Origin of the sequence: Aeribacillus pallidus (assembly GCF_050478865.1) — a bacterium.
Taxonomy (GTDB): Bacteria; Bacillota; Bacilli; order Bacillales; family JACDOC01; genus JACDOC01.
Genome location: NZ_JBCNBW010000060.1, coordinates 44,385 through 67,357 on the forward strand (window position 1 = coordinate 44,385; position 22,973 = coordinate 67,357).

General features: G+C 38.3%; 24 protein-coding genes and 1 pseudogene. 22 read left to right on the forward strand and 3 right to left on the reverse strand.

Annotated features, from left to right (window positions below):
- Positions 1-194: 194 nt before the first annotated feature.
- The gene (locus ABES52_RS13255; protein WP_429651655.1) at positions 195-794 is read right to left on the reverse strand and encodes a DUF8580 domain-containing lipoprotein; all 600 of its coding nucleotides are present in this window, start codon (positions 792-794) and stop codon (positions 195-197) included.
- 570 nt (positions 795-1,364) lie between these two features.
- Between ABES52_RS13255 and miaA the strand changes: the two genes are divergently transcribed.
- From miaA to ABES52_RS13355, 20 genes and pseudogenes are all read left to right on the forward strand, one after another.
- The gene (miaA, locus tag ABES52_RS13260; RefSeq protein WP_429651656.1) at positions 1,365-2,318 is read left to right on the forward strand and encodes a tRNA (adenosine(37)-N6)-dimethylallyltransferase MiaA; all 954 of its coding nucleotides are present in this window, start codon (positions 1,365-1,367) and stop codon (positions 2,316-2,318) included.
- 28 nt (positions 2,319-2,346) lie between these two features.
- Complete coding sequence (gene hfq / locus ABES52_RS13265; RefSeq protein ID WP_429651657.1) at positions 2,347-2,577, forward strand: RNA chaperone Hfq; 231 nt, start codon at positions 2,347-2,349, stop codon at positions 2,575-2,577.
- A gap of 121 nt (positions 2,578-2,698) precedes the next feature.
- The gene (locus ABES52_RS13270; protein WP_429651658.1) at positions 2,699-3,010 is read left to right on the forward strand and encodes a metal-sensing transcriptional repressor; all 312 of its coding nucleotides are present in this window, start codon (positions 2,699-2,701) and stop codon (positions 3,008-3,010) included.
- Between the two features lie 15 nt (positions 3,011-3,025).
- Entirely contained in the window at positions 3,026-5,425 is a 2,400-nt protein-coding gene (locus ABES52_RS13275; protein ID WP_429651659.1) for a heavy metal translocating P-type ATPase, read from the forward strand.
- A 22-nt stretch (positions 5,426-5,447) separates the two neighbouring features.
- Positions 5,448-5,651 (forward strand): copper chaperone CopZ, encoded by a 204-nt coding sequence (gene copZ, locus ABES52_RS13280; protein ID WP_429651660.1) that lies wholly within the window; start codon positions 5,448-5,450, stop codon positions 5,649-5,651.
- A gap of 385 nt (positions 5,652-6,036) precedes the next feature.
- The gene (gene spoVK, locus ABES52_RS13285; protein ID WP_429651661.1) at positions 6,037-6,981 is read left to right on the forward strand and encodes a stage V sporulation protein K; all 945 of its coding nucleotides are present in this window, start codon (positions 6,037-6,039) and stop codon (positions 6,979-6,981) included.
- Positions 6,982-7,200: 219 nt separating this feature from the next.
- Complete coding sequence (locus tag ABES52_RS13290) at positions 7,201-9,306, forward strand: GDYXXLXY domain-containing protein (protein ID WP_429651662.1); 2,106 nt, start codon at positions 7,201-7,203, stop codon at positions 9,304-9,306.
- A 96-nt stretch (positions 9,307-9,402) separates the two neighbouring features.
- Entirely contained in the window at positions 9,403-9,813 is a 411-nt protein-coding gene (locus ABES52_RS13295; RefSeq protein WP_429651663.1) for a hypothetical protein, read from the forward strand.
- Between the two features lie 179 nt (positions 9,814-9,992).
- On the forward strand, positions 9,993-10,289 hold the full coding sequence (locus ABES52_RS13300) for a rhodanese-like domain-containing protein (RefSeq protein ID WP_429651664.1): 297 nt from the start codon (positions 9,993-9,995) through the stop codon (positions 10,287-10,289).
- A gap of 53 nt (positions 10,290-10,342) precedes the next feature.
- Positions 10,343-11,482, forward strand: coding sequence for an MBL fold metallo-hydrolase (locus ABES52_RS13305; protein WP_429651665.1), 1,140 nt, complete (start codon positions 10,343-10,345; stop codon positions 11,480-11,482).
- 129 nt (positions 11,483-11,611) lie between these two features.
- A complete protein-coding gene (locus ABES52_RS13310; RefSeq protein ID WP_429651666.1) occupies positions 11,612-12,112 on the forward strand; it encodes a hypothetical protein in 501 nt (166 codons plus the stop codon).
- Positions 12,113-12,142: 30 nt separating this feature from the next.
- Positions 12,143-12,301: an NUDIX hydrolase gene (locus ABES52_RS13315; protein WP_429651667.1), complete on the forward strand. Its 159-nt coding sequence runs from the start codon at positions 12,143-12,145 to the stop codon at positions 12,299-12,301.
- A 338-nt stretch (positions 12,302-12,639) separates the two neighbouring features.
- Positions 12,640-13,677 (forward strand): ABC transporter ATP-binding protein, encoded by a 1,038-nt coding sequence (locus ABES52_RS13320; protein ID WP_429651668.1) that lies wholly within the window; start codon positions 12,640-12,642, stop codon positions 13,675-13,677.
- 15 nt (positions 13,678-13,692) lie between these two features.
- Positions 13,693-14,484, forward strand: a complete 792-nt coding sequence (locus ABES52_RS13325) for an ABC transporter permease (protein WP_429651669.1) — start codon at positions 13,693-13,695, stop codon at positions 14,482-14,484.
- 4 nt (positions 14,485-14,488) lie between these two features.
- Positions 14,489-15,274 (forward strand): ABC transporter permease, encoded by a 786-nt coding sequence (locus tag ABES52_RS13330; protein WP_429651670.1) that lies wholly within the window; start codon positions 14,489-14,491, stop codon positions 15,272-15,274.
- Positions 15,275-16,174: 900 nt separating this feature from the next.
- On the forward strand, positions 16,175-16,771 hold the full coding sequence (locus tag ABES52_RS13335) for a hypothetical protein (RefSeq protein ID WP_429651671.1): 597 nt from the start codon (positions 16,175-16,177) through the stop codon (positions 16,769-16,771).
- Between the two features lie 177 nt (positions 16,772-16,948).
- Entirely contained in the window at positions 16,949-17,167 is a 219-nt protein-coding gene (locus tag ABES52_RS13340) for a hypothetical protein (protein WP_429651672.1), read from the forward strand.
- A 14-nt stretch (positions 17,168-17,181) separates the two neighbouring features.
- Positions 17,182-17,496 carry a VanZ family protein gene (locus tag ABES52_RS13345; protein WP_429651673.1) on the forward strand — a complete coding sequence of 105 codons (315 nt, stop codon included), beginning with the start codon at positions 17,182-17,184 and terminating at the stop codon, positions 17,494-17,496.
- Positions 17,497-17,730: 234 nt separating this feature from the next.
- Positions 17,731-18,261, forward strand: a complete 531-nt coding sequence (locus ABES52_RS13350; protein ID WP_429651674.1) for a hypothetical protein — start codon at positions 17,731-17,733, stop codon at positions 18,259-18,261.
- A gap of 245 nt (positions 18,262-18,506) precedes the next feature.
- Positions 18,507-18,689: pseudogene (locus ABES52_RS13355) on the forward strand (helix-turn-helix domain-containing protein); the annotation flags it as partial.
- 205 nt (positions 18,690-18,894) lie between these two features.
- Here ABES52_RS13355 and ABES52_RS13360 read toward each other — a convergent pair.
- Positions 18,895-19,401, reverse strand: coding sequence for a GNAT family N-acetyltransferase (locus ABES52_RS13360; protein WP_429651675.1), 507 nt, complete (start codon positions 19,399-19,401; stop codon positions 18,895-18,897).
- A 145-nt stretch (positions 19,402-19,546) separates the two neighbouring features.
- Positions 19,547-20,155 (reverse strand): trimeric intracellular cation channel family protein, encoded by a 609-nt coding sequence (locus ABES52_RS13365; RefSeq protein WP_429651676.1) that lies wholly within the window; start codon positions 20,153-20,155, stop codon positions 19,547-19,549.
- 199 nt (positions 20,156-20,354) lie between these two features.
- Here ABES52_RS13365 and hflX point away from each other — a divergent pair, with 199 nt between their 5' ends.
- Together hflX and ABES52_RS13375 are read left to right on the forward strand one after the other, a co-directional pair.
- Complete coding sequence (gene hflX / locus ABES52_RS13370; protein WP_429651677.1) at positions 20,355-21,569, forward strand: GTPase HflX; 1,215 nt, start codon at positions 20,355-20,357, stop codon at positions 21,567-21,569.
- A 21-nt stretch (positions 21,570-21,590) separates the two neighbouring features.
- Positions 21,591-22,859 carry a methionine gamma-lyase family protein gene (locus tag ABES52_RS13375; protein WP_429651678.1) on the forward strand — a complete coding sequence of 423 codons (1,269 nt, stop codon included), beginning with the start codon at positions 21,591-21,593 and terminating at the stop codon, positions 22,857-22,859.
- The last annotated feature ends 114 nt before the right edge of the window (positions 22,860-22,973 follow it).

Below are 22,973 nucleotides of genomic sequence, written 5' to 3' on the forward strand. Positions count from 1 at the left end.
ATTTTTTTAAAAATCAACAATATTATTTAACATAGCTTTTATAAAAGAAGTTGGTTGAGACTGTAAGGATCGAATCAACTATGTTAGTAAAATAAAAATGTAAACACTTTCGTGATTGATGACACAGATATCAAACGTTTAACATGTTCACCTAGAAGCCTCCCACCTCTAGGCGAAGTGTAGGTAGGAGAGGATTATTGAGTAACTTTCAACGTCTGTAACATTTCAACCATGTGCTGAGTAATGACTTCAGATTCTTCTTGATTTAAATAATGAATAGTAATTTTTAATAATACACCATCTATTTCTTTAACAATGACATTTTGGGCGGTTTCTTGATTGGAAGCATGTAAGGAAAATTTAGTATTTTGATATAGCGGGATAGCTTCATTCATAGAAATATCTCGGACTTCCCCTGTGTGAGACAAATACTCCAACACTTGTTCTTTTACTTTTTCAATGTTTTCATTGGCATCTAACACTTCAATCCGAGCATAATAATCTGCATTTTTTTGGTATTCCAAAATAAATCGTCTTGGTTCTTCGGCATCAAATATGTATCCGTCATGAACGTCTACTTGTAACTGAATATTTGATGCATCATACGATACTGTTTTTTTATTAGATTGGTTGGAACTTTTTTTCTCGTCCTCATGAACGATAGTTTTTTCAAGTGGCTTTTGATCATTGGAATAAACATCATCTACGGTATTACAAGCGGTCGTAAATCCAACTACACTTATAAGTGCTCCGATAAAAAAGGCTTGGTTGAGTTTCGGTAATTTGTTTTTCAAGTAAATACCTCCTACAACATTTTACTTCTTTATATGTTACATAATGGTTCAAGCAAGGTTCAATGCATCTTTTATCATGATTTAATAAATGATGGCCTAGATGTTCTAGTAATATATCCTGGTTATGTCATTTAAACAATACCTATTGACTTTTTATATAAAAATTGTTTAGTTTAAGATAAACAAGTATATGGAAAAAAATGAGAGGAGATTCGTAGTGAACAAACGGCCATGGTGGTTGGTTCCATTAACGAAATATACTAAGAGAGTAAAATTTTATTTTTTCGTTACGCTTTTGACACTTATTGGGGGTAGCCAAATTACATTTTATTTTTATTTTAATCAGGAAAGCTTAGTGGCAAGTTTCCTGCTTGGCGTCTTAAGTACCGCTGTGTTCATTTGGTCGTTCTTGCGGTTTCGGTTAAATGCTAAGAAGGATTTTCAGAATCAAGAATTTTAATTCGCTTTTATGTATAAATTCATCATTTACATGGAAAAATAGCTAGATGTTAAAGATAAGTGAAATTATGGTACGATAGAGAAAAAACAACTTAGAAAGCAGTGAAGGAAATGAAGGAGAAACAAAAGCTTGTCGTACTAATTGGGCCAACGGCTGTTGGAAAAACAAAATTAAGCATTGAGTTAGCGAAACGGTTTAACGGTGAAATTATTAGTGGGGATTCGATGCAAATTTATAAAGGTATGGATATCGGGACGGCCAAAATAACAAAGGAGGAAATGGAAGGCATCCCCCATCATTTAATTGATATCAAAGAACCAACAGAGTCATTTTCAGTGGCTGAATTTCAAACGCTTGTAAGAGCTAAAATTAATGAAATACATAATCGTCATCATCTGCCAATGATTGTTGGGGGAACTGGTCTTTATATTCAAGCCGTTATTTATGATTATCAATTTGCTGATTCACCCGGGGATGAAAACTTTCGGAATCAATTGGAGGAACGGATAAAAAAAGAAGGAAATCTGTCGTTATATGAAGAATTAAAACGTATTGATCCAGAAAGCGCTACTAGTATTCATCCAAACAACGTCCGCCGTGTCATCCGGGCGCTAGAAATTTTTCACACTACAGGGAAAACGATGACTGAATATATTCGAAATCAGCAACAAGAGCTCCTGTATGATGTCGTTATTATTGGTTTAACCATGGAGCGAGAAAAACTGTATGAACGAATTAATCGGCGAGTCGATCTTATGATGGAACAAGGTCTTTTAGATGAGGTCAAGCGGTTATATGATGCTAAAATCCGTGATGTTCAGTCGATTCAAGCCATTGGATATAAAGAATTGTACGAATATTTGGATGGCCGTCTTTCGTTGGAAGAAGCGGTTGAGCAGTTGAAACAAAACTCTCGTCGCTATGCGAAAAGGCAATTAACTTGGTTCCGCAACAAAATGGATGTTCATTGGTTTGATCTCACAGATGAAGCGTTATACGAGAAAAAAATTAATGAAATTTCCGATTTTATTGCAGGAAAGCTTCAAATCAAATCGAATAAATAAAAGTAGAGATAGAAGAGGAGGACTAAGCATGAAACAATCCATTAATATTCAAGATCAGTTTTTGAACCATCTTCGAAAAGAAGGGATTCCTGTCACGGTATTTTTATTAAATGGGTTCCAGCTTCGCGGACATGTAAAAGGTTTCGACAACTTTACGGTTTTGTTTGAAACAGAAGGAAAACAGCAATTAGTGTATAAGCACGCGATTTCTACGTTTTCCCCAGCGCGAAACGTTCCAATTAATTATGAAGAACAATAATAACATTCATTAATGAAGTAGAAAAAGGTATCGGCTAAGCGGTACCTTTTTTCTATAGTAACCTTTTTTATTTGTATTACATACCGTATACGGGTATAATGTATGTAACGAGGTGATTGTAGTGAATCATTGTGAGGATAACCAAACTAATCCGAAAATGGTCCCACGGTCAAAAGAAGAAATAGACCATATTATGAAACGTTTAAAACGGATCGAAGGACAAGTTCGTGGAGTACAAAAAATGGTGGAAGAAAATCGCTATTGTATTGATGTTTTAGTTCAAATTTCGGCGATTCAAGCGGCGCTGAAAAAAGTAGGCTTTCATTTATTAGAAAGGCATGCCAATCATTGTGTGGCAAAAGCGATAAAAGAAGGAAGCGGAGAAGAATCGCTTCGTGAATTAATGGACGTCATCAAACAGTTCTCAAAATAAAGGGAGGAACAATGAATGAGTGAACAAAAGCAGGTGACACTCAAAGTAACAGGAATGACGTGTGCCGCTTGTTCCAACCGGATTGAAAAAGTATTGAATAAAATGGATGGTGTAGAAGCAAACGTGAATTTAGCCATGGAGAAGGCATCCATCCAATACGATCCAACAAAACAAAATCTAGAAAATATTCAAGCAAAAATTGAAAAATTAGGGTACGGGGTAGCCGTTGAAAAAGTAAAACTCGATATTGAAGGAATGACATGTGCTGCCTGTGCGACGCGGATCGAAAAGGGGTTAACCCGAATGGAAGGCGTTGCAAGTGCAAACGTGAATTTAGCCATGAACAACGCGGTGGTAGAATATTATGAAGGAATTACATCTGAAAAAGACATTCTCGAAAAAATAAAGAAACTAGGATACATCGGTAAAGTTCATCATGAAGAAGAGCCGACTGCTAAACGGAAAGAAGAAGTAAATCGTCAACAACGGCGACTCATCCTATCCATTTTGTTATCTTTGCCTCTACTTTATACGATGGTTGCTCATATGCCTATTGACTTAGGGATCCCTGTGCCCGACATCTTTATGAATCCATGGATTCAACTGCTATTAGCAACACCCGTGCAGTTTTACATTGGTGGCACTTTTTATATGGGGGCTATTCGAGCGCTCAGAAACAAAAGTGCCAACATGGATGTATTAATCTCTCTTGGCACTTCAGCTGCTTACTTTTATAGTGTATTTGAAGCAATAAAAACAATTGAGAATCGTCCATATACTCCACATCTGTATTTTGAAACGAGCGCAGTGTTAATTACCCTTGTTCTTTTAGGAAAATATTTGGAGGCCATGGCGAAAGGTCGGACAACCGAAGCGATTTCAAAACTAATGGATTTACAAGCGAAAGAGGCTCGGGTCATTCGAGATGGAGAAGAAGTTCATATACCACTCGAGCAAGTGATGGTAGGGGATATCATTCTTGTGAAACCTGGGGAAAAAATACCGGTAGATGGTACCGTTCTTCGAGGAACATCTTCAGTCGATGAATCGATGATTACAGGGGAATCTATTCCGATTGATAAAAAAGAAGGCGACTCAGTCATTGGGGCGACCATAAATAAAAATGGGGTTCTTACGATTCGTGCTGAAAAAGTTGGAAAGGATACGGCGCTTGCCAATATTATAAAAATCGTAGAAGAGGCTCAAGGGTCGAAAGCGCCGATTCAGCGACTCGCTGATGTCATTTCAGGAATATTTGTCCCGATTGTTGTCTCCATTGCGTTAGTAACGTTTATTATTTGGTATTTTGAAGTGACGCCGGGAGATTTTGCGAAAGCACTTGAAGTGGCGATTGCTGTTCTTGTTATCGCGTGTCCATGTGCACTTGGATTGGCGACACCAACATCCATTATGGTAGGTACAGGAAAAGGAGCGGAACACGGCATCCTATTTAAAGGCGGTGAATTCCTCGAAGGAACTCATAAAATCAATGCGGTTTTACTTGACAAGACAGGCACGGTGACAAAGGGAACACCAGAAGTAACGGATGTATTAGAGTTTCAAAAAGGGATGCTATCATATGCGGTTTCAGCTGAAAGTGTATCGGAACACCCGTTAGCACACGCGATTGTCAAATATGGAAAGAAGCAAGGAACTTTAATGAGATCGGTTGATCAATTTACAGCCATTACCGGGCATGGTATTGAAGCAACGATCGAAGGAAAGCAAGTGCTTATAGGTACACGGAAACTTATGAAAGAACGAAATGTCAATTTTTCATCATACGAAAATGACTTACTTCATTTGGAACAACAAGGAAAGACCGCGATGCTGGTGGCTATCGAGCATCAGATCGTCGGAATTATCGCTGTCGCTGATACGATCAAAGATAGCTCGAAAAAAGCGATTGAAAAATTAAAGCAAATGGGTATGGAAGTATATATGGTAACCGGAGACAATCGTCGGACAGCAGAAGCCATCGGGAAAAAAGTCAATGTAGACAAAATATTTGCAGAAGTTCTTCCGGAAGAAAAAGCAAAGATCGTATCGGAATTACAACAAAAAGGAAAATACGTAGCGATGGTTGGAGATGGAATTAACGATGCACCTGCGTTAGCGAAAGCAAATATCGGTATGGCGATTGGTACAGGTACAGATGTGGCCATCGAAACAGCTGACGTGACGTTAGTCGGAGGCGATTTAGCTCATATTCCGAAAGCGATTGAATTAAGCCGAAAAACGATGAAAAATATCCGTCAAAACTTGTTTTGGGCGTTATTTTACAATTCGATTGGTATCCCGGTGGCTGCTTTTGGACTATTGGAACCTTGGGTGGCAGGAGCGGCGATGGCGTTTAGCTCTGTTTCTGTAGTGACCAACGCGCTTCGATTGAAACGCGTGAAAATATCATTTTAGAAACGATAAAGGAGGAATTTTTATGACAACGACATTACAAGTTCAAGGAATGACGTGTGGACATTGCAAAATGGCCGTAACAAATGCGCTTCAAGAGTTAGATGGCGTAAAACGTGTGGAGGTTCATTTGGAAGAAGGAACTGTCGATGTTGAGTTTGATGAAACAAAGGTTCATTTAGAGCAATTAAAAGAAGCGATTGAAGACCAAGGATATGATGTAAAATAATCAATCTAATTTGTGCGTTCCCTCCATGGTTGTGGAGGGATTTTTTTGTGTTGTTTAACGGTTCCTTCAATAGGGATAGGGGGTTATACGAAGAAAATTTGGTGATATGCATGGATTAATGTGAGTTGTTCCGAATTTTTCTAAACTTCTTTGTTCATGATTTGAGAATCGTCTCGCATACAATTAATAAGAAGCGTTCGATTTCTTGGGAAAGCGCAATTTTTGACAATGTGCATCAAAAATACTCATTGAATTTGTGAATGGTGTCATAGTAACGATTTTTATGGCGACGAAACGTAAAAGGTTGTCGAATTGATGCAAATGGGCCATTGTCACCTTCAACAGAAGTAGAGCGTATACTGTCTTTGAATGTGAGGTGAACGCTTTGGACCATCCGATGCGTATGAAAAATAATGGACAAATTAATATTGTATTAAATTCAAAGAAAAGATGGCCGGTGGAAAACAAAGGAACAAAATCGATCGTTCCAACCTCGTATCCACAAGAACATCAACCATTACGGGAAATTGAAGACGAATTAAATCAACTCGTTGGATTAGAAGAAATGAAAAAAATGATTAAAGAGATTTATGCTTGGATTTACGTCAATAAAAAGCGGGAAGAAGTCGGGTTAAAGGCGGGAAAACAAGCGCTGCATATGATGTTTAAAGGAAATCCTGGCACAGGGAAAACGACGGTGGCAAGACTGATTGGAAAATTGCTTCATAAGATGAACGTTTTGTCGAAAGGACATCTTATTGAAGCGGAACGAGCAGATTTAGTTGGGGAATATATCGGCCATACAGCTCAAAAAACGAGGGATTTAATCAGAAGAGCGATGGGCGGGATTTTATTTATTGATGAGGCGTATTCTCTCGGTCGGGGAGGGGAAAAAGATTTCGGAAAAGAAGCGATTGATACCCTTGTTAAACATATGGAAGACAAACAGCACGATTTTATTTTGATTCTGGCGGGATACTCTCGTGAAATGGATTACTTTTTGTCATTAAATCCAGGTCTTCAATCAAGATTTCCGTTAGTGTTTCATTTTCCCGATTACAATATCGATCAATTAATGGAAATCGGACGGCGCATGCTAACGGAAAAAGAATACGTATTCAGTCCAGATGCCGAACGCAAACTGCGCGAACACCTCGCCCTTATGAAAAGTACTTCGAACCCAATCAACTTCTCCAACGGAAGATACATTAGAAACATCATCGAAAAAGCCATCCGCGTCCAAGCCATGCGTCTACTACTTGACCAAACCTACCACAAAAACGAACTCATGACCATCAAAAGCAGCGACCTCATCTTCACCGACACTTAGAACTGGATTCTAAGTGTTTTCTTTTGCGCTTTAAAGGAGTGAGGGACAGTCCCGCGGTACAGTAATGCGTTAATAGATGTGGGGACAGTCCCTCAACACGTTAAAGCAACGCGGGACTGTCCCCTAAAAAATCTACCCAAAAAGTGAAATTTTACACTCGCACCCAATTTGAAATATGTTATAATACATGTAAATATTGGAAAGTTTGGAGGAGATAAGATGACTTTACGTTGGATTCGGACGGGTTATTTGCTTGGTATTTCTTTAATTCTCACGGGGATTATTTATTTTTTCGCTTCTAACTGGCAAGGGTTTGATCGTTTAGAGAAGGTGTTGTTAAGCGTTGGCTTGATGCTGCTTTTCTATGTGGCAAGTTCTATTTTAACGTTGATGTTAAAGCGACATGATTTTTTGAGCAAATGGCTGTTTGTTGTAGCAACCATTGCCTTTGGAATTACCTTAGCCTTAATCGGACAAATTTATAATTCGCATGCGGATAGCTTTTGGCTATTTTTCATTTGGCTCATTCCAAGTGCAGTACTTGCTTGGATTACCCATTACGAACCTTTTCGCATACTAAGTCTCTTCTTGTTACAGCTGACGTTTTGGTTTTATTATTTTCCCTCGTCCTATGCAATCGAGCGCGGACAATGGGAAGCTTTTTGGACATTAATTACCTTTGCTTTCATCAATGGGGGTATCTATCTTCTGTCGCGGTCACGGAACCTTCCGTATTTAGCGTACAGTAGTATGCAAGGTTGGTTGTTTATTCTTTACCAAGTGGGGTTGTATGAGCGACAATTTGCGTGGTGGCCTTACATCTATGCCGGCCTTTTAATCGGTAGCTTTCTGTACTATTTTCGTGTCAAAAAACAACGTTCGTACATTCTCATCACCGGATTGTTTGCAGGCGTTTTTCTAATTAATCAATATTTCCGCTATGTTGCCAAATATTATCATGAAGGAATTTTCATTGCTGGCTTATTCGTTGTCGCCTTAATTGTAATTGGGAGCGTATATTTGATTAAGCATCTTCGAACGATGGCTCAAGACGAAACAAAAGGTCACGTATTTTTATTCGCGTTTCAAGCGATTGTCACCTTTGTGGCTTCAGTGATTGGTATCTCAAGTATTATGGGGCTAATTACCATGTTGACGAACGACTTTTCCTTTGAACTGTTATTTTTCCTAGCAGTATTCGGCCTTGTGTTACCGGCCTTTTTGGCTAAAAGGTGGAATTCGGTCGTTCGAAACACGTTGTCAGCCATCGGTTTCGGTTTGGTTGCCATTACTTCATATGAAGTTTCAATGACGATTTTATTCATATTCACGTTGGTCTTACTTTTCTTTTACGTCAAATCACTAGAAACTGGGTTACGAGTGTTAACGAACATAGCGATATCGCTATACAGTTTGATGATCATTCTCGATTGGACTGACGAACCGAGGTTAGCGCTTATCATCGTTGTTGTGGTAAATGCTGTTTTTTATTTCCTACCATTGATAAAAAAAGTGGAACGGAATGCGGCGCTTGTGATCGGATTAAGTGCTTTCCTGCCATTGACGAGTATGGATTTATTTACACTTGATTTATGGTATGTATTATCTAACATTGCCTTTGTCCTTCTCGTTGTCGGTTTCATTTTTTACAAACATGAACGAGGCGGAATGTTCATTACCTGGCTATATTGGTGGCTATTTCTTGTATTAAAGTACTATGAATTCGCTTGGGATTTGTTAGATAAATCGATGAGCTTCTTAATTACAGGCATGGTGTTTCTAGTTGGAACAGCCCTTTTTGAAAAAACACGAGCAACTCGTATAAAGGAACAGCCAAGTTGGCTTCGAAAAAAAGCTTTATCTCTCTTAGCCATCGTTGTCCTTCAAACACTGTTTATCGGTTATCTTGTGTATGAAAAAGAAGATCATTTACAAAATGGAGACGTGGTAAAGTTAGAGCTTGCTCCTATCGATCCGCGCTCCTTATTGCAAGGCGATTACGTTCGCCTTCGATACGAAATTTCAGATGTTGGTACATGGGAAGCTCGCGGAAAAGTAAAAGTAATATTACGTAAAGATGCTCAAGGCATTCACCGATTCGCTGGCTTTTACTCCATTAACGGGGAGGTAAAAGAGGGGTACGCCCTACAAAAAGGGGATGTCCTTATCAATGGTAAAATGTACGGAGACACGGTTATCTACGGGATTGAATCGTATTTTGTCCCCGAAGGCACCGGTATTGAAATCCAGCAGAACGCTCGATACGCCTATGTCCGTGTAAGCGAAAATGGGGATGCATTATTAGAAAAACTAGGTGAAGAATAAAATGCCAGGAAATTATTAATGGGTTCGGTTTAGAGTATGAGATAGTGAAGTCGCGTGTAGTGATGGACTCTGATCCGATTGGAAAAGGGGAAATATATGTATAAAAGCTTATTACTCGTTTTAATAGCTTCTGTGCCTTTTAGTTTGATAAACTTTAATGCTTATCTTATGGGGAACTCACCAAGTATAACACAAGCAATTGCTTCCATCCTTTTCATAATTTTATGGTTCATATACGGTTTTTTTATGGGCAATAAAAAGAGACGTTATTTTATAAAATTTGCAACTCTGTATTGGATGATAGGTGCTTTGTTATGTATTTTAGGTTACTTTGCTAATTTAGCCATCATCTTTATTCCCGCTGCTCTTGTTTTTGCTGGTCCCTTATATGGAACGAGGTATTTGTTAGGAGTACCTTCAGATATTCTTTTCATTAATTTGAGTATAGCCATCACTTATTTATTTTGTTTGATAGGATACTTCATTGGCAGACATGGTAAAAAATAAGATAATGTTACTCAACTAACGGCTGCTATAGTTGAACAAGGCATTGTTAAGAAAAGCAATGCCTTTTTTAATTTTATCGTGAAAAAAGGAAAAGAAGATTAGATCGTTGACAAAATACCATAAGGGGTATATAGTATGAATTGAGGATTGTTATAACCATCAATTGGAGGGGAAACACATTGAAATCTATTTCAGCCAATGAAGTAAAAGAAAAGCTTTTAAATAACGAACAACTGCATATCATCGATGTTCGGGAAGCAGAGGAAGTTCAGCTAGGAAAAATCCCGAATGCCGTGCACATTCCATTAAGTTTATTGGAATTTCGAATGCATGAACTTGACCGAAACATACCGTACATTGTTGTTTGTCGATCAGGGAACCGTAGCGGACTGGCGGTTCAATTACTAACATCCTATGGATTCGATGCAACGAACATGGTAGGCGGTATGCAAGCTTGGGATGGCCCAGTAGATTAAATTTTTTTAAACCGAAATACCCCCATAGGTAAAAATAAAAGGAGGAATTTTATATGAGTATTCAAATGATTACAGCAGCAGAAGTAGCGAAACGACTTATGAATAAAGAAAAAATGTTCATTTTAGACGTTCGAAACGAGAGTGATTACAACGATTGGAAAATTGAAGGAGAACAAGTTACTTCCATTAATGTTCCGTATTTTGACCTATTAGATGGGGTGGAAGGTATTTTAGACCGTTTGCCAAAAGACGAGCAAGTGTTAGTTGTTTGTGCAAAAGAAGGATCATCTAAAATGGTTGCGGAAATGTTAGCGGAAGCTGGTATGACAAATGTCGCTTTTTTACAAGGCGGAATGAAAAAATGGAGTGAAGAATTGTACAAAGTGAACGTACATGAAGATGAGAACAGTAAAGTGTATCAATTTATCCGTGTGGGAAAAGGCTGTATATCCTATATGGTCATTTCTGGAAACGAAGCATTAGTCGTTGACCCTTCTCGTTTTATTGATGTTTATCAACAAGTAGCGGACGAAGAAGGGGTAAAAATTACGCACATTGTCGATTCCCATCTGCATGCTGACCATATTTCTGGAGGGAAAAAGCTCGCCGAACAAACCGGGGCACCGTACTATTTAATGAAAAGTGAAGGAGCGGTGTTTGACTTTGAACCGCTGGAGCAGCACGAGGAGATTACGTTTGAGAATGTAAAGCTTCAAGTGCTTGCAGTGAAAACACCTGGTCATACCCCTGGCAGTGTATCTTTCTTTGTGAACGATCAGTTGCTGTTCTCAGGTGATACGATTTTTGTCGGGGGGTTAGGCCGACCAGACTTAGGAGGAAAAGCAAGAGAATGGGCGAACGATTTATACGATACGGTGTATGAAAAAGTAGCAGCAATTGCCGATGATGTCATGGTTTTACCAGGGCATTATGCAAGTCTTGATGATGAACTTAATGAAAAAGGATTTATCGGAGATACGCTCGGTCGTATTCGTGAGAGAAATGACATGATGCAAAATAAAGAAAAGGAAGAATTCGTTGAACTAGTAGCGGCTCAAACGAATAACGAAACACCTCCAAACTTTGAAGACATCGTGGCCATTAACCGAGGAGAGCGCGAAGCCACATTGGATGAACAACAAGAGTTAGAAATCGGTCCTAACCGTTGCGCACTTCACCATACTCACGAATAATAACACGATGTGAAAACGAATCCTTTAAGCTAAAGGGTTCGTTTTTTTTGATGCTTGTCTTGGATGATTAATGATAAAATGGAAGAAATAAGAAAGAATTGCATTAGAGGAAGAATAGGGGGAGAGGTTTTGAAAAAAATAGGATTCATTCTTATTGTTTTTTTATTAACTGCTTGCTCATCCGCATTGGATGTGAAATATGAGGGACGTCCATTAACGATTGGTGTCATCGGTACCATTCCGCCCATTGAAAATGATTTGATTGAATGGAAGACTTATTCGCTAGAGACGATGGTAACAAACGACACGAACGTTGATGGTTGGATCGTGACCGAAGAATGGTTTGAAGAAGCGTCGGAACCGACTTATGCATCCCAATTTCAGCAGCTTACGAAACCGATCTTTTTTATTGGAATTGCACCGTATCACTATTCGATTTTTTTAGAAGAGCAAACGACTTTGGAAAACGGATATAAAAATGAACATTTACCGTATATTCAAGGATTTGTTTTGCTTCCTGATGGCACACGAAAAGACATGGGAGTACGTTTAAACAAATATATGAGTGAACAAAACGCCCTTGAGGAAATGTACGAAGGAGTTATTACCTTGATTTCTCAAAACTCTTAATCCATGAATCTCTTTAGGATAGTGTTTTACATGTGGCGTGGGACAGCAGGGGTATGTATCAATGAAAATGGTCAATTGTTTATGGTGTTACAAGGAAAACCGGAGCACGAAACATTCGAACAGTGTGTCATACGTGAGTTTAAAGAAGAAACAGGATATGATGTAAAGATAAAGGCCCGTCCTATATGAAAAGGGACGGGTTTTACATATGTTCATACCAATTGGTTCTGAAATATATGCTATGTAATGGAAATTTACATATTACTGTAGTAGATTACTTTCCGTTCAGGAGATAATACTTTCCGTTTAAATGAAATTACTTTCCGTTAAAAAAATAACTTTCTATTATGATGAAATTATTTTCCGTTCAAGTAAAATTACTTTCTGTTAAGGCAATTTTACTTTCCGTGCCCGAATCTTGACCAGCAGATCATTCATATTAAAAAAATGACCATGCAACCCGTTTGTCATGGTCCTCATTTTTTTATAAACTATTCGTTGTGATTTCCAAACTTGGAGGGGAAAACATGAACGTCATCGAAGTTGAAAATTTGCGAAAAGAATTTAAAAGTTATTCTAGCCGCTCTGGGTTAAAAGGTGCCTTTCGCGATTTGTTTACGCGAAATTATAAGACGATTCGAGCGGTCAATGATATATCATTTTCGGTTAAGCAAGGAGAAATGGTCGGTTATATCGGTGAAAACGGAGCTGGGAAATCGACAACCATTAAAATGTTGACAGGAATTTTAACACCGACATCGGGAAAAGTGCTCGTAAATGGAATGAATCCGCATAAAGAGCGGGAAAAATTTGTGCGAACGATTGGGGTCGTTTTTGGCCAACGGTCTCAACTTTGGTGGGACATTGCTGTTCAAGAGTCGTTTCGGTTGTTAAAAAAAGTGTATCAAGTCTCAGACAAAGATTATCGTGAACATATGGACCACGTCATTGAGACGTTAGATATTGGTCCGCTATTGGACAAACCTGTGCGAAAATTATCCCTTGGTCAACGGATGCGTTGTGAATTAGCTGCCGCGCTCATTCATAATCCGCCACTCCTCTTTTTAGACGAACCAACGATCGGTTTAGACGTTTTGGTCAAATTAAAGATACGCCAGTTTTTAAAAGAGATGAATGAAAAATACAAAACTACCATTCTATTAACCACTCATGATATTTCGGATATTGAAGCGTTATGCGAGCGCGTCATTATGCTCGATGAAGGACAAATCATCTATGACGGTTCGCTTTCCCATTTAAGAAAGCAGTGGGGAGAAGGAAAACAAATCGAATTCCAATTTAGCGAGGAAGTCTCAGAATCTCGTTTACATGAACTGACTAAAGGACTCTCCGTAGAGTGGGTAAAAGGGGAGCGAGGAAACGTATGGATTGCGCACGTGTCAACGAAAGAAAACGAATTATCAGAGGTCATTAGTCGAGTCGTATCGCACGAAAAGTTGATCGATTTGCGTATTCAAGAAATATCGACGGAAGAAATTATCCGTAACATTTATGAAAAAGGGGACGCGACCAAGGAAAATAAATTGGGCGTCCATTCGCTTTAAACGTGGTGATGGGTTATGGCTAAATATATAGAAATGATCCGTATTCGCTTTTTAATGATGTTAGCGTATCGGACGAATTATTATACTGGAATTTTGATTTATAGCATTAATATCGGTGCTTATTATTTTTTATGGTCCGCAATCTATGGTGGACAAGGAGAAATTCAAGGCCTTTCCGTTTCGCAAATGGTGACGTATGTCGCCGTTGCTTGGATGGCACGCGCCTTTTATTTTAATAATATCGACCGAGAAATCGCGATGGAAATTAAAGAAGGAAAAGTGGCCGTCGAATTGATACGACCGTATTCCTACCTTGGAATGAAAACGATGCAAGCATTAGGTGAAGGAATTTTTCGCTTATTCTTATTTTCGTTACCAGGGATGGTGATTGTAAGTTTCATATTCCCGCTTTCGTTTTCAACGGATGGAACAACGTGGGGACTGTTTGCATTATCGATTTTATTCAGTTTTATCATTAATACACAAATTAACCTAATCACAGGCATGCTGACGTTTTTCTTATTCCATATTGATGGATTGATTCGAGCCAAACGCGTCATTATTGATCTATTCTCCGGTTTGATTTTACCCATTAGCTTTTACCCGATTTGGGCGCAAGAAGTCATGCAATGGTTACCGTTTCAAGCCATTAGTTACATCCCAAGTATGATTTTTACAGGAGGGTTTACTGGAGAAGCGGCAACCGAAGCCTTGATAGTACAAGCGGCATGGTCCTTCGTTCTCTTACTTCCTATTTATTTCATGTGGAAAGTAGCGAAAAATAAACTGGTGATTCAAGGGGGGTGAGCAGATGTATTACGTCTCGATCTTTTTTCAATATATGGGTCAATACATGAAAACACGAATGCAATACCGAACGGATATGGTGATTGAATTTTTATCGGATTTGTTGTTCCAAGCAACGAATTTAATCTTTATTCTTGTCGTGTTCGGGCATACGAATTTGTTAAACGGGTGGTCGCGTGATGAAATTATTTTTATCTATGGCTTTTTCTTAGTCCCGTTTGCCCTCTTTGCAACGTTCTTTAATATTTGGGATTTTAATGAACGGTATATTGTCAAAGGGGAATTTGACCGCATATTAACCCGACCGCTCCATAGCTTATTTCAAATCGTACTGGAACGGATGGAGCTCGAATCGTTGTTTGGAGCGGTGACGGGTCTCATTGTGATGGCGTATGCAGCCGTTCAACTCGATTTATCCTTCCATTGGTACGATGTGTTTATTTTTATGTTTTTTGTCCTAGGTGGTACACTCGTGTACGCAGGAATTTTTGTCATGCTAGCTTCCATCGGCTTTTGGTCCGATGCCCGCACATCGATTATGCCGATGATGTACAATATCGGAAACTACGGCCGGTATCCTGTAAATATTTATAACCGAATCATTCGCTATGTGTTGACGTGGATTTTACCGTTTGCCTTTGTCGGTGTGTACCCATCGGCGTACTTTTTGAAAAAGACCGAATGGTATAGTTATGCCTTTTTAACACCTTTTATGGGTCTTGCTTTTTTCGCGTTATCGGTTATCGTGTGGAATGCTGGAGTGAAACGATATCGCGGAGCGGGGAACTAATAGTTTTTAAAAATAGCTGCCTTTTAATAAGGTAGCTTTTTTATTTTGTAAAAATAACTAAGTGAGAAATATACTGTTGAAAAAAGGATCATTTTTAAAGGGTTTTGGAAAATTGTGTTAATATTATTGTGGAGTTTATTTCAAACTTAGGAGTGTAGTAATGTAGAAAAATAATAAGTAGGGGGATGTGAATGGACACGATCATGTTTTAACACATTTATAGGAAAGTAAATTGAATTTATGAACACAAATGCCTCGTTATGGAAAAAAATTTTCGATTTATGAGAAAAAAAGATTAATTTATGGGAAAAGATTTTAGTTTTATGAGAAAAAACGTTTTGCTTATGGAAAATTCTATTGATTAATGAGCAAAAAAAATACGTCTATTTTATTTAATTTCACAATAATAATGCGATGCGTAGTATTTGCAAACAAAGAAACCGTCCTGAAAATGTTGGTACGTAGTTATAAGTAAAATTTAAAGGGCAGTCCTTCAATTACTGGACCTCAAATATTTCTTTGTCAGTTTTAAGCATTGCTTCATTTGATTCTTCTCTCCTCTTATAAAGTGAATCAAGTTTCTCATTAAGTATTACGGTATCATAGAGTGTAGTTTCTCTTGTTTCGAATCGATAACTGATGGTTTGTTTCCCAGTGAGATGGGTTCAGCATTGACAATTTCACAGTCAAAGAAAATACAAGTGCTTATAAAAATTAGGAAAAGCCATTTCGGTACCCATTATTCTTTTTCTCCTCCAAGACCCGTTTTACTTCTTGAGTTTGAAGGAATTTTACTTATTATACTACGTTGTTGTACTAAACTGCCTCGTAGTTAAAGAAGGGGTAATTATGAAACTTTCATATTCAATAATCGTCTAATCAATAAAAAGGGGATTCGTAATGAGACGATTATGTTACATATTACTCTTTGTCACTGTCTGTTTATCAATGATGATAATAAACATTAGAGTTTCTGCTACAAGTTGGGCTGAATTGAAACCACAAGAGGTTAGTGATAGAGCTGAAGTTATTGTTATTGGTAAATATGACTTTTCAAGCAAGCCAAAATCCAGTGATTTTATTTTTCGAGGTTTCGCGTTCAACGTTAAAAATGTTTATAAAGGAGACGTACCTAAACAAATAATCGCAGGCATTGACTATAATGATGTTGGATGGGCAGAGGAGTTCCAAAATAAAGGTGGCGAGTTTCTTTTATTTTTAGAAAAGAGTGAGGCAGCTGACTTCCTAATACCAGTAGGAGGTCCAAACGGTATGGTTCAAATTTCCAATGGTAAAGTTGAAAACCAAAATGATGATAGTAGGGTATTTTACGAAGATTTTCTAAAAACACAACCAAAAGCCCCGAGTGTTGAAAACAGTGAAATACTTAATCACGGTCAGAATTCGAGGTCATATATAATCTTATATGTAAATGCAGGTGTTTTGATTGGGATAGTAGTATTTATTCTATTATATCGCTACTTAAAGAAGAAATAATGTATACGGCATTTTGTTCAACCAACGGGTGGCAAGAGTCTAATAAAGGAAGGTTGCTTCGGCAGCCTTTTCCTTATTCGACTAACGGGGCAGGTTGTTTAGTAAGAAAATTTATAAAAATAAAATCCATTATATGTTAAATTTATATATATGATGTACTTAGGAAGGAGACAGACAGTGGTTCAATTATGGAGAGCATTTGGTGATTTAGTTCCTTTATTTTTAATAGTAGTTTTATTCGTCGGTCTTATTTCTTATTTTGTATTAAGGAAAAGGATTGTTGACTCTAAAAAGGTAGTTGTAAATATTCTATTGGTATTTACCATAATTGGTATTTTATTAGTAACTGTTTTTCCAAATTTCCATGTTATTGAGATGCCAAGAGTACTTTTATAGGTATGTATAACATTATGTTTAATTCTGTTGATATAACAGTACCCATTCGTAATTTGGGATTAAATATTCTATTATTCGTTCCATTAGGATTTTTTGTATCTTTGCGTAAATCATTTAAAAAAAGGTTAGTGATAAACGTAACCTTAACAGGTTTATTGTTATTTTTGTTAATTGAGTTTGTTCAATATATCTTTCCAATGGGGCGTTCAGCAGACGTAGATGATTTGATATTAAATACTTTTGGAACTTATTTAGGGTACGTAAACTGGAAAATTCTAAGTAAAAAATCTTCAATATCTTCACTTTACCATCTAAAAAAACAACAGTAGATTCCTATAAATCACATTGTTCTTATTGAACTATCCTGAAAATTAGTATTTTCATCCTTCTGATGGTGTCACATAGATGGGGCGTTGTTGTCTCCCATGGAAGAACGAATTCACTTCCAACATCTGTAGTGAAGTAACTAAAGGATGCGATACTTCAAGAAGGGGTTTCGCTTTTTCCTTCTTGTGCAAACGGGACAGGATAATAGAAGAAGATTTTTATAGGGGGATATAAATTTGAAAAAAAAGATAATTGTCGGATTTTTACTTTACATAGTGTTTTTAGTTGGGTGTTTAAAAGAACAAACATTTGAAGAATTCTTTCACCAAGAAATGAAGGAAATGCACAAAGAAGAAGAAAATTATTCGTACACTCTTGTTCATACAGAGTTAAATGCAGTTCACGAAGATGATGCTATCGCAGTATTTAAAGAGCATAATAATCGAGGAGAACAGATTTTCATAGCTTATTTTGAGAAACAAGATAATCAATGGGTATGGAAACAAACAAGAGGAGCCGAGTGGAATACACCTGTTAAATGGTCTTCCATGCACCAAACACCTTATATTTATTCTGGACCAATCAGTGACAATTCAATAATTGAAGTATATGCAGGTGAGGAACCAGCAAAAATTATTACCGTTGAAGGAGAAAAAAGGTTTTGGTATGCCATTAGCCCAGTAAAAAATGTAGAAGTTATGATAGTCAAAGAAGATGGTACTAAAGAAATCATTGAAGAAATTGACCACGGAGAGATACAGAACTAATAATTTTGTGAAATACTGTACTTCAACTCCCATGGAAGAACGAATGAACTTCCATTATCTGTGGTGAAGCTCGCTTCATAGGTGGCTAACGGGTGCATTATTTGAAGAAGACATACAAAAAGGCTGATAAAAATTTAGCCTTTTTCTTTTTTGTGAAAAATCAACAATAAAGTTTAACAGAACCTTTTGAATAAAAAAGCAACATAAAAAGGACTGTCTCATATAGTTTCAATAGAACCAACTTCTTGGAGGGACATAAGGGACGATTATTAAATACGGAAGAGGCTTTGAAAATCCTTAAGGATTGTTACATTACGGATTCCGTACAAACGTTACGAAAGTGGATACGAGAAGGAAAAATCATTGCAACAGGGTCTCCGTATAAACAAGAGGGATATACCATTCGAGAAGAAGATTTAAAAGCATTTATTGAAGAGGAACGCCCAGGGTTATTGGATATTTTAAGGGTGTATCATCATGTCAATGACAGAATTCCATTAGGCGTTTCTTCGATTGTAAAGCAGCAAGCAGCAAAACTTGCTGAAAAGGAAGAACTTTACTTCAATAAAGAGGAAGAAAAGAAGTCAGTGGAAGAAACGTTTAATGAATCAAGTTCAATATCGTTTAACACGCCTATGTTAAAAACAACACCATATGCTCCTCATCGTAATACGTATGATTTATTTTACGTGCCTTTTTTTCTGTTCCATATACTTCAAAACCAAGTTGTTGATACAGACGTTTTGCCGGTTCGTTGCTTGCGACAACGGATAAATTAATTTTTTCAATTTCCGGTATACGTCTCGCTTGATTAATCGCTTCTGTAAGCAAAGCTTTCCCGACACCAATCCCTCGCATTTTCGGTGTCACATACATAGCAAAAATGTTGGCCCGATGCTGAATTTTGGCATGTTGTTCTTGCACTAACGTCACCACTCCGATGAGCTCGTTATTGATAAAAGCACCAAAGTTGTATGTTCCTTCTGTCGCAAGTCGTTTCGATACTTGTTCGATCGGATTTTTCTTTTTGATCGCTTCTTCGTACGTTGTTAAAAAAGCTTCTGGATTTTGTTGCAAGGCTTCGAGTCGTAATTCCCAATACATCTCAGCATCTGCATGAGTTAATTTCCTAATTTCCATTATCAACCACCCAATCAATTTTTAGATTATATTAACATATATTATTTAATTGGTAGCTTTGTATTAACAGATTTTTATCAAAGTATTCCAAAATAAAAAGGAGAACACACCGTTTTGTGTTCTCCTAAATACCATTTTGCTTATTTTATTGATTCGACCTTAAACTGCGATTCGGAAGGCGCCATTTAAACGTATAAGATAAAATCCGTAAAACAGTCGTGATAACGAAAAGCACCAATAACTCAAGCGTGGAGGAGGCCATGCCTAAACCAACACATGCCCCTGCTAAAATGGCCCAGACTGCATAAATTTCATCCCGCAATACTAATGGCTTCCGACCAGCTAACACGTCGCGAACAATTCCTCCACCACTACCGGTTAATACAGCCGCAACAATGACCGCACTTATAGGGTGATTCATTTCGGTTGCATATAGGGCTCCTTGGATGGCGAAGGCCGATAACCCAATCGCATCAAAAAAGTTCCCCCAGCGGCGCCAATGTTTTAATAAGTTGTTGGGGAATAAAAATACCGCTGTAATGGATAATAGAGCGATTTGAAACAGCATTCCTTGTTCCCATAACGCAGAAATCGGAACACCGATTAATAAATTTCGAATCGCTCCACCACCAAAGGCTGTAACAATTCCTAATATATAAACTCCTAAAATATCATATTCTTCTTCCATAGCGACAATCGCTCCAGAAACCGCAAACGCAATGGTCCCAATAATGCTTAGCACTTCCCAAGTCATCGGCACACATACTCCTTTTTGTCCTGACAAAACTTCAACCAATCTGATTGTAAGGACAGGAAAGGGGGAATGCAACATAAATGATAGAAAATAGTAATTGTTTCTATTTTCGGAAAACTCGTGTGTAAAATGATATTTCCATTGATTCATTTTTTCGTATACAATGGAAATCAGATTAAATTAGAAAGAAGGATGATCGTTGGAAAATATAAAAGAAAAAGCGATTCTTGTTGGATGTCAAATCGACCAAGATGACCTCCGCTTCCATTATTCGATGGAAGAATTGGCTTCCTTAACGCACACCGCGCAAGGAGAAGTGTTACTAAAAGTCGTTCAAAAACGGGAGAAAATTCATCCGTCAACATACATCGGAAAAGGGAAAGTCGGAGAATTGCAAGCGTTGGTGGAGGAACTGCAGCCAGATGTCGTCATTTTTAATGATGAATTGTCCCCAAGCCAACTTCGAAATTTATCTTCGGTCATTGATGCGCGTATTATTGACCGCACGCAGCTGATTTTAGACATTTTTGCCCAACGAGCGCGATCAAAAGAGGGGAAGCTGCAAGTAGAATTAGCCCAATTGCAATATCTGCTCCCTCGACTCACGGGACAAGGAACGGCGCTTTCTCGTCTAGGAGGAGGCATTGGGACACGTGGACCAGGGGAAACGAAGCTCGAAACGGACCGCCGTCATATTCGAAGACGCATTGATGATATTAAAAAGCAACTAGCAGTTATAGTAAACCATCGTGATCGGTATCGGGAGCGCCGGAAAAAGAATCGTACGTTTCAAATTGCGCTAATTGGATATACAAATGCTGGAAAATCGACATTATTTAACCGTTTAACTGTTGCGGATGCATTTGAACAAAACTTATTATTTGCCACACTCGACCCGTTAACGAGAAAAATGACGTTAAAAAGTGGATTTACGACCCTTGTAACAGATACGGTAGGGTTTATTCAAGACTTACCGACGACGTTAATTGCTGCGTTCCGCTCGACGCTAGAAGAAGTGAAAGAGGCGGATTTACTACTGCATGTCGTCGATGCTTCAAATCCAGATTACGAACAACACGAACAAACGGTACATCAATTATTAACGGAACTTGAAATGAATCACTTGCCACAGCTAATTGTGTACAATAAAATGGATTCGGTACATCCGGACTTTGTTCCGTCCCCGAAATTTGACTCAATTCAAATCAGTGCCTTACGAAAAGATGACCGTGAACGATTAAAAGAACGAATCGAAGAAGAAATGATCAAACAAATGGAACCATATGTGCGTTATGTTCCTGCTGGGGATGGGAAAACATTGTCACGCTTAAAACAAGAGACAATCTTAACCGAGTGTACGTTTGATGAAGGAACGCAAATGTATCGCTGTTCAGGTTTTTCCAATACAAGATAAAGATAGATAAGGAGTACAAGCATGTTCGAATTTCTCACCTATGGAAAAGAACTACAAAAACTGGTCCAAGAAGTGGAGCAACAAATTGCTCCGATTCATGAAGAGATTCGTCGGCGTGTGGAATATAACCAATTCCGCGTCTTGAAAAGTTTTCAAGCCCATCAAGTGAGCGATTCTCATTTTATTCCGTCGACTGGCTATGGATATGATGACCACGGCCGGGACACGTTGGAAAAAATCTACGCGGACGTTTTCGGGGGCGAAGCGGCGCTTGTCCGTCCGCAAATTATTTCCGGTACTCATGCCATTTCGATCGCCTTGTTTGGGGTATTACGACCGGGGGATGAACTAATTTATATTACCGGAAAACCGTATGACACGCTGGAAGAAATTGTCGGAATTCGTGGAAGCGGGGTTGGTTCCTTAAAAGAATTTGGTATTGATTATCAAACCGTATCCTTATTACCAGACGGATCAATCGATTGGGATGGTGTAAAACAAGCCATCTCTTCTAAAACGAAAATGATTGGAATTCAACGGTCGAAAGGATATGCCAATCGTCCGTCGTTTACCGTCGATGAAATTGGTGAAATGATTCGGTTTGTCAAATCGATTAAACCGGACATGGTCGTGTTTGTGGATAATTGCTACGGAGAATTCGTAGAAGATAAAGAGCCATGTCATGTTGGAGCGGACTTAATGGCCGGATCATTAATTAAAAATCCAGGCGGCGGCTTAGCGAAAACAGGTGGATATATCGTTGGAAAAAAAGAATGGGTCGATGCTTGCGCTTATCGAATGACATCACCTGGTATCGGAGCCGAAGCGGGAGCGTCGTTATATAGCCTACTTGAAATGTATCAAGGCTTTTTCTTAGCCCCACACGTTGTCGGGGAAGCGTTAAAAGGAGCCGTGTTTACGTCCGCGATGTTAGAGAAAGTCGGAATGAATACTCATCCTTCTTGGGATGCGAAACGAACAGACTTAATTCAATCCGTTCAATTTGATGACCGGGATAAAATGATTGAATTTTGCCAAGCGATTCAATATGCATCACCCGTAAATTCGCACGTCACCCCATATCCAAGCTACATGCCAGGATATGAAGACGATGTCATCATGGCTGCAGGAACGTTTATTCAAGGGGCTAGCATTGAATTATCTGCTGACGGTCCGATTCGTCCGCCGTATGTCGCTTATGTCCAAGGTGGGCTTACGTACGGGCATGTGAAAATAGCTGTTTGCTCGGCCTTAAACCGATTAATTGAAAAGTCATTAATAGAAGTTTGAGGGGAAAAAGCTGACTGATTCGTTTAGGATTAGTCAGCTTTTTTCATTTGAATGATGGTTAGATAAAAATTTTCATGTAAGAAAACCTAACATCATATTGACAGAAAATTTTAC